The sequence below is a fragment of the Paenibacillus sp. Y916 genome (assembly GCF_056786435.1).
The window spans coordinates 88,731-102,754 of sequence record NZ_JBXCJA010000016.1 but is presented as its reverse complement, the minus strand read 5'-3'; the positions used below and the strand labels follow the sequence as shown (position 1 = coordinate 102,754).

14 protein-coding genes and 1 pseudogene are annotated in these 14,024 nt (G+C 41.5%); all 15 read left to right on the top strand.

Translation table 11 applies throughout. From position 1 onward, the window contains the following. A partial coding sequence (locus tag AC1TO9_RS22965) for a zinc ribbon domain-containing protein (RefSeq protein WP_482060625.1) occupies nt 1–240 on the top strand: 240 nt, incomplete at its 5' end. A 453-nt stretch (nt 241–693) separates the two neighbouring features. Beyond that, nucleotides 694–1,470 (top strand): alpha/beta hydrolase, encoded by a 777-nt coding sequence (locus AC1TO9_RS22960; RefSeq protein ID WP_482060624.1) that lies wholly within the window; start codon nt 694–696, stop codon nt 1,468–1,470. A 210-nt stretch (nt 1,471–1,680) separates the two neighbouring features. Further along, a complete protein-coding gene (locus AC1TO9_RS22955) occupies nt 1,681–2,214 on the top strand; it encodes a GNAT family N-acetyltransferase (RefSeq protein WP_482060623.1) in 534 nt (177 codons plus the stop codon). A 226-nt stretch (nt 2,215–2,440) separates the two neighbouring features. After that, a pseudogene (locus AC1TO9_RS22950) lies at nt 2,441–3,453 on the top strand (serine hydrolase domain-containing protein). A 280-nt stretch (nt 3,454–3,733) separates the two neighbouring features. Continuing rightward, nucleotides 3,734–4,315, top strand: a complete 582-nt coding sequence (locus AC1TO9_RS22945; RefSeq protein ID WP_482060622.1) for a hypothetical protein — start codon at nt 3,734–3,736, stop codon at nt 4,313–4,315. 250 nt (nt 4,316–4,565) lie between these two features. Beyond that, a complete protein-coding gene (locus AC1TO9_RS22940; protein WP_482060621.1) occupies nt 4,566–4,898 on the top strand; it encodes a DUF3024 domain-containing protein in 333 nt (110 codons plus the stop codon). 36 nt (nt 4,899–4,934) lie between these two features. Continuing rightward, entirely contained in the window at nt 4,935–5,078 is a 144-nt protein-coding gene (locus tag AC1TO9_RS22935; RefSeq protein ID WP_482060620.1) for a hypothetical protein, read from the top strand. Nucleotides 5,079–5,099: 21 nt separating this feature from the next. After that, nucleotides 5,100–5,438, top strand: coding sequence for an N-acetyltransferase (locus AC1TO9_RS22930; RefSeq protein ID WP_482060619.1), 339 nt, complete (start codon nt 5,100–5,102; stop codon nt 5,436–5,438). Between the two features lie 142 nt (nt 5,439–5,580). Next, nucleotides 5,581–6,138, top strand: coding sequence for a DUF4240 domain-containing protein (locus tag AC1TO9_RS22925; protein ID WP_482060618.1), 558 nt, complete (start codon nt 5,581–5,583; stop codon nt 6,136–6,138). A gap of 162 nt (nt 6,139–6,300) precedes the next feature. Next, entirely contained in the window at nt 6,301–6,432 is a 132-nt protein-coding gene (locus AC1TO9_RS22920) for a hypothetical protein (protein WP_482060617.1), read from the top strand. Nucleotides 6,433–6,481: 49 nt separating this feature from the next. Beyond that, nucleotides 6,482–6,922, top strand: coding sequence for an NUDIX hydrolase (locus AC1TO9_RS22915; RefSeq protein ID WP_482060616.1), 441 nt, complete (start codon nt 6,482–6,484; stop codon nt 6,920–6,922). Between the two features lie 194 nt (nt 6,923–7,116). Then, complete coding sequence (locus tag AC1TO9_RS22910) at nt 7,117–10,023, top strand: glycoside hydrolase family 3 C-terminal domain-containing protein (protein WP_482060615.1); 2,907 nt, start codon at nt 7,117–7,119, stop codon at nt 10,021–10,023. A gap of 177 nt (nt 10,024–10,200) precedes the next feature. Beyond that, on the top strand, nt 10,201–11,187 hold the full coding sequence (locus AC1TO9_RS22905; protein WP_482060614.1) for a phosphotransferase enzyme family protein: 987 nt from the start codon (nt 10,201–10,203) through the stop codon (nt 11,185–11,187). A gap of 190 nt (nt 11,188–11,377) precedes the next feature. Then, nucleotides 11,378–12,535, top strand: a complete 1,158-nt coding sequence (locus AC1TO9_RS22900; RefSeq protein WP_482057527.1) for a winged helix-turn-helix domain-containing protein — start codon at nt 11,378–11,380, stop codon at nt 12,533–12,535. 74 nt (nt 12,536–12,609) lie between these two features. Further along, entirely contained in the window at nt 12,610–13,884 is a 1,275-nt protein-coding gene (locus AC1TO9_RS22895; RefSeq protein ID WP_482057526.1) for an MFS transporter, read from the top strand. Nucleotides 13,885–14,024: the final 140 nt, after the last annotated feature.

Here is a 14,024-nt window from a genome sequence, read left to right as displayed (position 1 = left end):
ATGATTGAATACAAAGCGAAATGGTCGGGAAAACAAGTCGTTACCGTTGCTAGAAACTTTCCTTCCAGCCAGCTCTGCTCAAGTTGTGGCTACAAAAACATAGACGTAAAAAAATTCAGACTACGTGAATGGGACTGCCCAGAGTGCCATACCCATCATCAAAGAGATATTAACGCAGGAATCAATCTTAAAAATGAAGCCATAAGACTTCTAACCGTTGGAATGACGGGGATCGCCTAATCAAAAACGAACCGGTAGGTTGGTGTTCTTAGGAATCTCCCACTTCAAACAGACCGTAAGGTCGGTTAAGTGGTGAGTAGTTCAATGGTCTATATTGTGATGATAGAACGAGAGAATTAAGGTTGCAAGCAAGAGGGTGGTCTGACGAGCTCATAAATGACCATAAAGAATTTAACGACTGGATATTGAATAATGCAGAAACGGCTTTCAATCCTAGTATGCCTTTAATTAATACAAGTTCAATTTCTCCTTCTGAGGTAACGGAAAAAATTAAGGGTATAGTTAACCAAGTGCTCTCTGAAAGCTGATTCGAAGATGTCATGTTGCATCAGATAACAAATGTATCTACGCAGCGTCGCTAACGCTCCTTGGTCTGCCCGAGGGTTTTCGGGTTCGTAGATACAGCAACGTTAGACGAAAGTGCGAAGAGATTATTAATAAGGACTGAAAAAAATGGAAGATGCAATTATAATTGAATACAAGAAATCAGAACCGTATAACAATCTTAGAGTGTATGTAGACAAGAATATAAAGCCCAATGATAGTGGTCCTGCCATGATTTTTTTTCATGGAGCAGGGTTTTCAAATAACAAAGTAAATACAAGTCAGTTTAAACATCATGCTTCACATTTTTCATCACTGGGCATTACTACAATACTTGCCGAATATAGACCGTTGGAAATCGAAGGACTATTTTCCCCAATTGAGAGCCTCAAAAACGCGAGGTCCGTAATCCGCTGGACAAGGGAGAATTCAAAAAAACTTGGTATTAATCCAAACAAGATTATCGCTGTAGGAGCCTCCGCTGGAGGATATTTATGCTTATGCTCTGCGATGATTGAGCAATTTAATGACCCAATGGATAATGTAATGGTTAGCTCTAAACCGAATGCAATGATTATATTAAATGGTGGTGTTAACTCTAATTTACTGATTGACCTTTTTCCTGAATTGAAAGAAGCATTATTAGTAGCCTCTCCTGTTGAAGTAGTGAAGGAAGGCTTACCACCCAGTTTGTTTTTTCATGGAACAGATGATAAGAGCATTCCAATAGAAAATGTAATCAATTTTACAGACAGAATGCAAACTGCTGGTAATATCTCAAAACTAATATCATTTGAGGGATTAGGGCATGGATTTTTTAATTATGGAAATATGGACAATAAACCATATAAGAAGATACTTAAAGATACAGAAGAATTTTTAAGAGAAATAAATATTCTAGAGTAACTCAAGGCACCTTCGTCTACATCGTATCTACGCTGCGGGTCACACGCCCCTTGGTTTGCAAGAGGGATTTCGGAGTGCTTTTCAGCAGATAACCCTGCATCACCTAACCGCATCGCGGACAGTCGCTTTGCTCCTTTAAGGTGGTGAGGGTTCGTAGATACCCAAACGTTATGAGAAATATCTGTAATAAATGACTGGGAGGTATTCTAAATGAAGCCAGAAATACTTTTCAGTTCAGAAAGACTAACGTATATAAATACAAATATATATGATCTTGATGTGGTTCTATCTATGGAGAATCATGTTGACAATAAGAGGTATATTATTCCTTGGTCAAGAGAAAAACACATTGATACCATGACTGATACAGATAAAAGACATGTAATGATGGATGACGGGGAAGGAAGACCGATTGGATATTTCATTTTATCCGAAATTAATAATGTCCATAACAATATTGAGCTAGTTAGAATCATAGTAGCTGAAAAAGAAAAGGGATTTGGAAAAGAAACGTTAAGAGCAATACAGAAGTTCGTATTTGAAGATCTAAAGGCTCATAGGATGTGGCTAGATGTGAAGGTACATAATGAACGTGCAAAACACATATATGAATCTTTAGGCTTTAAGCAAGAAGGTTATTTAAGAGAATGTATAAAGGTAGATCATCGTTATGAATCACTAATCATTTTAGCAATATTAGACCACGAATATAGCAAGCTCAAGGAAGCTAGAGACAACTCATAACAATGCATTTCGGCTGCGTCGCTGACGCTCCTTGGTCGCTAAGAGTATTCTCGGAGATGTGAATTCAGGTGACACATTGATATCTCTAAGATAAGAGCTATCTAAGGGATATCAATGTCAGAAATGCACCAACGTTATAAGAAATCAGCGCAAATAATTACAAACCAAATCCAAAAAGCAAGGAGATGTTCTTTTGGTGCTCACGAAGAATGAAATACAAGAACGTATGAACCATTATAATGTAACAGGTTTAAGCATTGCTTTGTTTAATAATGACAATCTGAGTTTAGCAGAGGGATTTGGCCTAACAGAGGTGAATACCAATAATATAATAAGTAATAGCACTATATTTAATGCGTGTTCAATAAGTAAGTTTGCCACAGCAATGTTGGTCATGAAATTAATCGAGCAAGGAATCCTTGATTTAGATCAGGATATAAATCAGAAACTAATTTCATGGAAGGTTCTTGATAATAAATTTACACAAAATAAAAAATCACCTTACGAAATCTACTCAGTCATCATTCAGGAATAATTGATTCCGAGGGGAGCTTTAGTGAATACAATCCAAATGATGGGACTCCTACAATGGTGGAGATTCTCGAAGGCAGAAAATCATATTCCCCAAAGCCCTTAAGTATTATGAACGAACCGGATAGTGAATTTCAATATTCGGACGCTGGTTATTGTGTAATCCAGCAACTGATTGAAGATGTATCTGGGAAATCTTTTAAAATACTTATGAAAGAGATGATATTTGAACCATTATCGATGAATAACAGTACATATGAAGATACAATCCTAGAAGAAGATACTAGTTATGCTTGTGGTCATAATAAAGATGGAAATTTAGTTAATAGCAAGTATCCAATATATCCTTATCCAGCAGCAGCTGGACTTTGGTCAACTCCCAGAGATTTAGCTTTTCTGGCAATTGAAATGATTAATTCTATGAACGGAAGTGGAAAACTGGGTATTTCTCAAAGAATAATCAAAGAAATGATTACCCCGCAGTGTTGCTCAACCTGGACTGGATTAGGGGTCTTTCTTGACAAGTCAGATAGTGAGCTAGAAGTTACCTCACTTGGTTGGGGCGTCGGATACCAAAGTATGATAATTGTACATCCATATTCCGGAGATGGTGGAGTTATTATGACAAATTCTGATTTAGGTGTACATCAGAATAAAGGAATCATTGGTGAAATAATTAAATCTTTAGGTAGCTCTTATGAAATTTAAAGAAATAATCAAAGTATACATTCAATTGTATCCACAGAGTTGTTTCATTATGATTTTTTTAGTTTAATCGAAGAAGACGCTGACATCCAATAAACACTGCATTCCTACTGCGGGGATTCGCCCTTGATCGCTAAGAAGAATCACAAAGAAGCGTAGTCAGGCGACACATTAAACCAGCTAAGTCTGACGACCCGGACCTACGGTCCTTAAGCTGCTTGAACGTCAGGAATGCCAAACGTTATACGACATGCTCTAAAGGCTAAAAGAAAGGAAAAAATCAATGATTCGAAATAATCAATCTTGGTCTGTTTGTATTTCAAGTGATTTTGAATTGAACTTTTTGATATATGTAGCGAATGCTTATGGTCTTATTAAAGAAGAGATCGATGGAAATAATGCTTGGCCTTCTAAGCAATTTATTGAATCAGATCATATTACTCAAAAACTTGAGTCACAATGGAAGCTTTTCTGGGATCAAAGCATTCAAAAAAAGGTACATAAAAATAATAAACAAGCATCCTTTGTTTTAGGATTACCAAATTTTGAGACAGTTGATCAACAAGAACTAAGAGAATCATTTATTAAAGTGTGGCCATCATTTATAAGTTGGTGGTATATGCCTGCGGGTGGTAATAACGCAATGAATTATTGGGAAGACAAACCTGATATTGTAAGTTATGTGAAAGAATTTGAAGATGAGGTTGGAAGAGAAATAAAAACCTTTAATTTAAATATTGATTTAATCTATATGGGCGGTAGTGAGCCAATTGAAGTGAATGAAGAATACGTGATTATGCCAATAAAAAGTGATTACTTAATGAAGAAAGATTGGTGGATAAATAGATTTAAAGAGCGATATTAAATGATTCGAGGGAACAGAGCACATCGTATAAACATTACATACCACTGCGGTCGCTAACGCTACCTAGGTCTGCCAGAATGATTTCAAGGAAGTGAATCAGCAGACACATCCAACTCCCTAATCATGTCGCAGCCGCTCCTACGGACTTTAAGGGAGTTGGACGTCGGGAACACAAAACGTTATCAGAAATCATTGCAGTATGTTAAAATTGAAAAATATAAAAAAATGATAAAAGCAGCGAGGTATACATATGTTAGATGAATTCACTAGAAAGAGAATTAATAAGATATTGTCAGATTACATTGAAGAGAAAGTGCCAAAACACATTAGAAACCAAGTGAAACTTAATTATAAGTTCAGAGCTGATAGCGTCACATTAATTGAAGAAAGAATTGGATATAAAAGCGATCAGTGGGTAGAATCGCACATTGCTCAATTTCGAAAAGAACAAAATAAATGGAAAGTATACTGGAGAGACAGTAAGAATAAATGGCATTTCGTTGAAGATATCACACCGGAGGAAGACTTTGAAAAACAATTAAAAACTGTTGATAAGGATGATCTAAGGATATTCTGGGGGTAAGAATAATAGTGTTTTTCAAATATCTCGAAGAAGGCAATGACATCTGATAACTTTGCATTACCACAGCGGTTGCTATGCTCCCTAGGTCACCGGACACATCCAACCGGCCAAGTAGCGAAGCCACCCGGAACTATAGTCCCTAAGCCGCTTGGACGTCAGAAATACGCAACGTTACCATAAAAATTAAAGGTGAGCATACTATTGATTCGTGAAGCGGAAAAAAGAGATAGAGATCAATTATTCATACTCTATCAAATGTTAGTTCCAAATAGCAGAAAAATGAATGTTCTTGCTGAACAAATAGAGAATATTAGAATGGATCCTAATAATTTTTTACTTGTCTATGTTGAAGAATATTGTATTTCAAGAAATTGTCATAGGATTATGCTTCTTAGTAACTCAAAGCGTGAGAGAGCACATCAGTTCTTCGAGAGAGAAGGTTACAGTGGATCAGTAAGTTTAACGAAGGAACATACATCGCCTAACATTGCATTACCAAAGTGGTCGACGCGCCCTTGGTCACCAAGAGAATATTCGTAGAAGAGGATTCGGTCGATACATTCAACCTGCTAAGATTGACGGCACGGACCTGTGGTCCTTAAGTTGCTTGAACGTCAGGAATGCCAAATGTTATAAGAAATTCTCGTAATGAAAATATAATAAGCCAAGGAGGTCTATTCCTATGACGACTAAAAATTTCTGGGAATTGATAGACAATTCAAAAAAGAACGGTGAAGAACAAGTAGTATGGCTAACCAAAGAATTAGCGAAGAAAAAAACTGAAGAGATTATTGAATTTGAAATTGAATTTAGGACTAAGTTGGAACAATCATATACATCTTTATTATGGGGTGCAGCTTTTGTAATAATGGGAGGATGTTCAGATGATGGATTTGATTACTTCCGGGGCTGGCTAATCTCCAGAGGAGAAGAAGTATTCAATCAGGCAGTAAATAGTCCTGAATTTCTAGCTGAATACCTGACGGAAGATAATTTGCAAGAAGATGAATTTGCACCCCAGTTGGAAGAGATATTATCAGTGGCTTCAGATGCATTTACTTATCAAAAAACAGGATCGTTCGAGTATGATGATGATACATGTACAGATTTTTTTAATGAAATAGAAGCTCAAGGATATAAATTTGAACCAACAGATATTGAATTTGATTGGGAGGAAGAGGACTTAGAAGAAAGGTACCCTTTACTATGGGAAAGATTTGGAGAGGAGCCACTGACCTAGGAAGTTTTCGAAGACGGGGACATCTTATAAGATCACATTATAAGTCCGACGATCCGTTCCCTTGGTCACGTAAGCTACTAGAACCCCAGGACTGCCAAATGTTATCGGAAATCAACAAAAAAATGAAAGAATAATGAATTAACTTACTTGGGGGTATGTATTATGGGGAAAATAGTCGCCATCGGTGGTGGTGAAATTCGGTTGAATGAAACTATGCCAATTGATAGGTATATAGTTGAATTTGCAAATACCCAAAACCCCAAACTACTATTAGAGGTTACCTCCCTAATTTAAGCTACGAAAGTTGAGTTAAAAATATATAAGCCAGAAGAGAAGGTTGAAGATGAAAAGAACAGATGTTGTTTACTCTTTAATAACAAATTTAAATCAATCAAAAATTATTATGGTAAAGAATAAAGATAACGGGCGTTGGTCTCTTCCGGGTGGAGCAGTGGAAGAAAATGAAACACTGCATCTAGCAGCTGTTAGAGAAGCAAAAGAAGAAACCGGATTAGATATAAAGGTTTTTGAAATTGTTGCTGTAAATGAATGTGTGATGGAGATGAGAAATGAACACGTTATATTCATTACTTTTCGAGCAGAGATTATTGGAGGACAAGAAGAGATTATTAGACCAGATGAAATTAGTGAAATTGCATGGATAGCTATAGACCAAGCAGAATTATTAATGCCCCTACCCTCTTACAAGGAAGGATTAAGTTCAATTATAAAGAATAATATTGGAATCAAATATATTGATGAAGGAAGCGCGAGGGTCAAATAGCAGTATTGAAATATTGGATTTACAATAGAATGTCTGCATTTGATCGTATTCAATGAAGCTATATTTTCTTTTTTCACTTGTTATTGTATATATCCCTAATAATCTATGAAAACGTCTCTAATTATTAGGGTAGCAAAGAGGAGGCAATCTTAGTTAAAATTACGCAAGAGGCAATTGACAAAGGGAGGATCAACATGACTGAAACATTCGAATATCTATTCCAGAACACTTCTCTTCCGCTGGAGGAACGCGTAAACGACCTCGTTTCTCGCTTCACGTTGGAAGAAAAAGTGGGACTTATGATCCAATATCAAACAGCCGTTGAGCGGCTTGGTGTGAAAGCGTATAAACATGGTACGGAAGCTGCCCATGGTATGGCTTGGCTTGGCGAAGCCACAGGATATCCGCAACCGATCGGTCTAGGATGTACTTGGGATACCGAGCTTATGCAGCGAATTGGTAGCGCTATCGGTGATGAGGCAAGAGGCTTTTATAAACAGAATCCTGAGATTAACGGATTGACGCTTTGGGCGCCTACCGTCGATATGGAGCGCGACCCACGTTGGGGCCGGACTGAGGAAGCGTACGGTGAAGATCCGATACTTGCAGGTAAGTTAGCGTCGGCACTTGTTCAAGGGATGCAAGGCGATCATCCGAAGTATTTGAAAGCGATTGCCACGCTAAAGCATTTTATTGCCAATAATAATGAAGTAGGTCGCGCTGACCAATCGGTTAGTATTGATCCGCGTAATATGCGCGAATATTATTTGAAAGCATTTGAAATTCCGTTTAAGGAAGGCGGCGCACAGTCCATGATGACGGCCTATAATGCCGTTAATGGAGTGCCTGCGAATCTGATGCCAGAAGTGAATGAAATCGTCAAGCAAGAGTGGGGAATGGACGGTTTTGTCGTCAGCGATGCTTACGACGTGTCTGGTACGGTGCGCGATCATGGTTATTTGGAGACGCATAAGGAAGCCGTTGCCCGTTCCGTGAAGGAAGGCGGCATCGATAGTATCACTGACGATGGAGAGTTGATTAAGCAATCGCTACGCGAAGCGTTGGCTGAAGGACTGCTCGCGGAGGGCGACTTAGATGTGGCCTTGCGTAACACGTTCCGCGTTCGTTTTCGTTTGGGTGAGTTCGATCCTGAGGAAGACAATCCGTACGCTGCTATTGATGAGTCAATTATTTTACATCCAGAGCATGCGAAGCTGTCACGTGAAGCTACAGAAAAGGCTGTTGTTCTTCTGAAAAATGAAGGTGGCATATTACCGCTACAAGCAGATAATGTGAAAAAGGTCGCTGTTATTGGTCCACTTGGTGGTACCGTATATCGAGATTGGTACAGCGGTTCACTGCCTTACGCGATCACGCCGCTGCAAGGTATTCAAGAAAAATTGAACGCACATGGAGGACAAACGACATTCTCCGGTGGTACAGATCGAGTCAAGCTGAAAGCGAAGCGCAATGGACGTTATGTTCAAGTACAGGCTGGCGAACAAGCGGCTCTAGCTGCAACTGGCGATGCTGGCGAACAAGCTTCTGTATTTGAATTAACGGATTGGGGCTGGGACAGCCATACGATTATCGCTGAGAATAACGGACTTTACCTAACGACGGATGACCGGATCGTAAAAGCCTCAGCTGATAAAATCTGGGAGTGGTTCACCAAAGAAGTATTCCTTGTTCGTCCTTCGGAAGATGGAAGTGATCAAGTAACCTTCTCAACATGGAATGATACGCCGGTTACGGTCAATTCTGATAGCGGAGAATTGCTCGTAGGCAGCGGTAGTGCTGAAGAAACCGCTAATGAGATCAATGTGGCGGGTGCGGCATCTGTGGCAACTGGCGAAGAAGATAAAATTACAGCCGATGTTTTTGAAGTGGAGACAGTCACAGACAAATTCCAGGCGGCAAAAGAAGTGGCTAGCGATGCGGATATCGCTGTCGTATTTGTCGGTAATCATCCGCTCATCAATGGTAAAGAGACGGTCGACCGCCCGGACATCACACTTGCTGAATCTCAGGAGCAACTGATTAGAGAAGTTCTGTCAGTGAACCCGAACACGATTGTGGTCGTGGTGGGTAGTTATCCATTTGCTCTGAATTGGGTGGATGAAAACGTTCCAGCTATTCTTTATACTACGCATGCAGGTCAAGAGCTGGGTAATGCTGTAGCTGATGTACTCTTCGGTGACGTGAACCCGGCAGGACGTCTGAACATGACTTGGTATAAATCGGTTGATCAGCTACCAGAGTTTATGGATTATGACATTATTAAGGGTGACAGAACCTATCGCTATTTCCAAGGAGATGCACTCTATCCGTTTGGACATGGATTGTCCTATAGCACATTCCGTTATGATGAATTGATCCTTGATCGTAAGCAGGTTTCTGTGGATCAAGATCGTGAAGTAGGCCTTACTGTTCGTGTGACTAATACTAGTGACAGTACAGGAGAAGAAGTAGTGCAGCTGTATGGCCATGCAGAGAAGTCACGTGTAAAACGTCCGTTGAAACAGCTACTTGCGTTCCGTCGGGTACTGTTGCAGCCAGGTGAATCAGTAGACGTGAGCTTCAAGCTGCCAATGTCGGAGCTAGCGATGTGGGATGTTACTCGTGAGCGTTTTGCAATTGAGAACGGCACGTTCGTCTTCATGGCTGGTCCTTCATCAGCAAACTTGCCGCTGAGTGCTGCGCTCGATGTACAAGGCGAAATTATTCCGCCGCGTGATTTGAAGCAGTCTGTGAAGGCGATTAACTATGACGATTACGAAGGCGTGCTGATCGGTGAATGTTGTGAAGGCGGCAGTGCTACCCAAGTTAAGGATCAATCCGGCTGGATAGCTTTTGAAGATGCTGAGTTTGGTGTGGGAGTGAATACAGTGCGGCTTCGTGCAGCTTCCCAGACAGCAGCATCAGTCGAGGTTCGTCTGAAGAGTCCGGAAGGTCCGATTGTGGGCCGAGTTGAACTGTTGGCAGGTGGCGCCCAAGAATGGCGCGACTATACCGCTGAAGTGAGCGGAGTAAGTGGTCGTCAGGACGTGTTCATTGTTCTCAACGGCAAAGTCTCGCTGAGCACGGTTCAATTTGTGTAATTAGCGTCAACCAATCATAGAAGATCATGTGAAAGACCGAGTTCCCCTTTTTGGGGGCTCGGTCTTTTTGAGGAATAATGAATCTCCGTTAGGAAGTTGTGATAAAATGGAAGAAAAGCTATTCCGATAGATTAGCGGAATGTGCTCAAACCACATTACAAGAAAGGTGGCGATTGAGTGGCAAGTCAGGAGCTATTAAAATGGGCGGCAGCATCATTTCAGTTTAATGTAGAAACGTTAGTGTTCCTCAGTAATTCATGTAATGAAGTTTACCGGTTCACCAAAAATAACCAATCTTATATTTTAAGGTTATCTGAGAAACCTTTCGAATATGCGGAGAAGATAAAGGCGGAAGTGGACTGGGTGTACTATTTGGCACAACAGGGAGTACGTGTTTCGTTACCAATTAAAACAAAAGACCATCAATTAACCGCCGTCTACAGGGAACAGGATAAGTGTTTTATTGCAACAGTATTCCATTTTGCATCAGGGCAGTTTTTTAATAAAGCCAATCCCGAATTGTGGGGACCAGAGATATTTAGCAAGTGGGGTGAAACCATGGGGAGAATGCACTTTATTACTAAAAAGTATGACGCTAATGATGTTGTTGTAAAAAGAGATAACTGGAGCATATGGAACATTGAGAATCGCTATCTACATAAAGGAAATTATCTGATTTTACTGGAGAAATTAAAATCGCTTGAAAGCAGTATTACTGCTCTCCCTAAAGATTTACACTCATATGGATTGATTCATAATGATTTTCACCCCTATAATTTTCATATTAATGAGGGAGACATTACAGTTTTTGACTTTGATGATTGTATATATGGATGGTTTGCCTTAGACATTGCAATAGCAGCGACTCATGCTGTTTGGTGGGGAGCACCAAAGGATGATAGAGAAGCAAAAAATGAGTTTGCCAAACAATTCTTGAGTGAATTTTTACTAGGATATTTTAAACATAATCATCTTGACGGATATTGGGTTCAACAGATCCCAATGTTTATGGAATATCGAAATATATGTTCATTCTTTTGGTGGCTCAACAACTGGGACGGAGATGAAAGTCGTCTGACGGAATTTCAGCAAAAATCAATTGTCGATGCAGTTGAGCTTGTTCAAGCCGGTCTACCTTTTGACGGTTGCGATATACGAATGTAAGAAGGTGCTGACATCCTATAAACATAACATTTCTGCATCTTCGCATTCGCAGCTTGGGCGCCAGGAGGGATAGCGAGAAGCAGATTCATAGATTAGACGATAGATACTCATGCGCATTATTTCTAAAGCACGCGAAGGTTGGATGGTACTGAGGTCATGAAGTTGGTCCATGGGAAGAAGGGTTATTTGTATGCAACTTGAATTACATGCAAGTGAATATAAGGTGACTGCCGAAGGCATAACGGTAGAATTGCTACCTAAGGAGTTCGCTCTTTTACAATTTCTCTACTACAACAGAGGTCGTACGTTCAGCCGTGAACAACTGCTCGATAAAGTGTGGATGCTGGAATATCCGGTTGAGCGGACGGTGGATGACCATGTATACAGGCTGCGTAAGAAGCTAGTCCCATTTGCAGGTCTGGGAATTAAGACGGTCCGGGGATTCGGCTATAGTCTGACTGTGCAGAATTCAAAGAACGTAGGTGAATCGAACCCGAGCACTCGGGACCGGGAGCTGCATGAGACGATACGGGATGTATTCGGAAAATACCAGCAATACGGCCAGGGCCACTCAATGCTGACCCTTGCACGTCAACAAGATGTGCTTGGATATGAGTTGGATCCCTTCTATTCCGTCTATGTCCGTTTTGTGCAAGGAGATCTGGAGTGGTTAATGAATACGGAGGAGGCTCCGCTGAGCGAACGCATATATTCGTTGCTGTTGTTCTATATTTTCACGGGGAACCCGGAGCAGAAACTGCTACTCTGTGAGCAAGTGCTTGAGAAGAAACTATTGTCTCCGATGCAACACAGAGAAATGGAGATCCTCAACATTCTTGATTTGTATGCACTGGCGGGAAAGCCTGATAAAGCGCTAGAACGCTTGAAGATGAGTCATACCGTGATCGCCGAACTGGATTATGAGAATTTCATCCCGCAAACGGCCATTACGGAGATGTTTGTCCATCTGGTTGCAGGAGCAGAAGATCACGAGCTGGAGAAGATGGCGGAAGCTATTGAAGCCGAGATATTGTCCACCAAGCCTTTTCTGCGGGAGATTGGCAGTTACAAGGTAGTCAAGGGACTGTGGGTGTTGCGGCGTCAGGCATGGCGTGAAGCAGAGAATTTGCTGGACGAGGGGCTCCATGTGCTGGACAGGTCTGGCTTTGTGCCAATGCGGCTGTATGCCCTGTACCGGATTAATCAATACTGCGGCATGTTTCCTCCGAACAAAAAATTGCAACAGAAATACATAGATATTTTTGAAGAAGAACAGGAGCGGATTGGCCTCAAAAAGCTATTAAGGTTGCTGGAAGATATCATTCTGAACGAGCTAAATCGTCTCTGATCATTCTCTGACATTTCTCCGCTACAGTAATATCATGCTCTATTCGATATTACTGTGATTTGGAGGAATTAATAATGACAGCTACACAACAAGCAGGAGCAAGCCTACTTCGTAACAAAGTATACATGCGCGTATATAGCGCCTTTGCTACAGCTACTTTTGGCGATTGGTTCGATACGTTGGCCATTCAGGTGCTTGTGGGGTATCGCTGGCAGGCCGGTCCACTAATGCTGGCTCTGATACCGGTCGCCAATGCTCTGCCCAGTATCTTACTCGGTTCGGTTGCGGGAGTCCTTGCCGATCGGCTGAACAAGCTGAAGCTAATGCGTATTTGCGATCTGCTTATGGCAGTCCTAACCTTACTAGTGTTATTGGCTCCCAATATGTTATGGCTACTACCTCTGCTTATGCTACGTGCGGCTATCTCTACCTTAAATGTGCCCGCACAACAGTCATTGACACGCAGGTTAGTAAGGGAGGATCAACTGCTTCAGGCTACCTCACTCAATGGAATCGTGAACCAGGGCTCCAAAATCGCCGGTCCTTTATTAGGTGGATTCGCCTTGACGCTCCTGTCGCCGCAGTGGTGCATTTTACTGAATGCCTTCTTTAGGGTAGGTTCTTATCTACTGTTGCTCACCGTCAAGAATGCAGAGGCGGGAGGTGGCAGAAGAACTGTTGAAGATGAGAATCCATGCGTGCCTGGCGCGGAGCAGGGGGTTCAGCTGCGTACCCAGTGGATAGAAGGATGGAGTTTCATCCTGCGCAACCGACTGCTGTTGAACACCATGTTGTACGGGTTAATGGGGACACTTGCAATCCAGATGATCGACTTTCAGTTCACCAGCCTTTTCCGGGAGGTTGCACCGGATCAGGAATCGTTGCTCGGCTGGATGGTGGCGGCATCAGGTGCAGGTGCCATACTGATCATTGTAGTGATGAACAAGATGAACAAGATGAACCGAGCAACGCGTTATGGTTGGAAGTTTGGAAGTGGTTACGCACTGATCGGCGCATCCGTTGGAGGACTGGGTTTGCTCCCTGTCGGGGTTTCTGTATTTCTCGTACTGGTACTTGGGTTCGTGTTGGGCATTGGCAACGGTATGTTCATGGTTACATTCAACTATTGTCTGCAAAAAGAAACGCCTCCGCATATGACCGGTCGTGTGTTCGGAATACAGAGCACAGTTCTAGGGATTGTAATGATTGGAGCGCCACTGCTTGGAGGACTTCTGGTACAAGTTGCTGGTGCCGAGCGTACCTTCCTGAATCTCGGCATTGTGATTACTGTGATCGGCCTGCTGGGAATTTTGTTCGGAAGGATGCTGTGGCCTGCGTCAAAAGTGTAAGACAGCGCTAGCTCTCTGGAGCAGGCAATAGGGGGGGAGAAACCTTGGAACGACGAGTAACAACCAATTTTTGCGTACTTATCCCACAATCCGATGAGCAAGGGATATCAAATTAGTGAAATCTCTGGAAGCTGATAAGG

Excerpts from the sequence above, each read along its gene's own strand:
- AC1TO9_RS22960 (WP_482060624.1), top strand. The coding sequence starts at position 694 with ATGGAAGATGCAATTATAATTGAATACAAGAAATCAGAACCGTATAAC.
- AC1TO9_RS22955 (WP_482060623.1), top strand. The coding sequence starts at position 1,681 with ATGAAGCCAGAAATACTTTTCAGTTCAGAAAGACTAACGTATATAAAT.
- AC1TO9_RS22945 (WP_482060622.1), top strand. The coding sequence starts at position 3,734 with ATGATTCGAAATAATCAATCTTGGTCTGTTTGTATTTCAAGTGATTTT.
- AC1TO9_RS22940 (WP_482060621.1), top strand. The coding sequence starts at position 4,566 with ATGTTAGATGAATTCACTAGAAAGAGAATTAATAAGATATTGTCAGAT.
- AC1TO9_RS22935 (WP_482060620.1), top strand. The coding sequence starts at position 4,935 with ATGACATCTGATAACTTTGCATTACCACAGCGGTTGCTATGCTCCCTA.
- AC1TO9_RS22925 (WP_482060618.1), top strand. The coding sequence starts at position 5,581 with ATGACGACTAAAAATTTCTGGGAATTGATAGACAATTCAAAAAAGAAC.
- AC1TO9_RS22920 (WP_482060617.1), top strand. The coding sequence starts at position 6,301 with ATGGGGAAAATAGTCGCCATCGGTGGTGGTGAAATTCGGTTGAATGAA.
- AC1TO9_RS22915 (WP_482060616.1), top strand. The coding sequence starts at position 6,482 with ATGAAAAGAACAGATGTTGTTTACTCTTTAATAACAAATTTAAATCAA.
- AC1TO9_RS22910 (WP_482060615.1), top strand. The coding sequence starts at position 7,117 with ATGACTGAAACATTCGAATATCTATTCCAGAACACTTCTCTTCCGCTG.
- AC1TO9_RS22900 (WP_482057527.1), top strand. The coding sequence starts at position 11,378 with ATGCAACTTGAATTACATGCAAGTGAATATAAGGTGACTGCCGAAGGC.
- AC1TO9_RS22895 (WP_482057526.1), top strand. The coding sequence starts at position 12,610 with ATGACAGCTACACAACAAGCAGGAGCAAGCCTACTTCGTAACAAAGTA.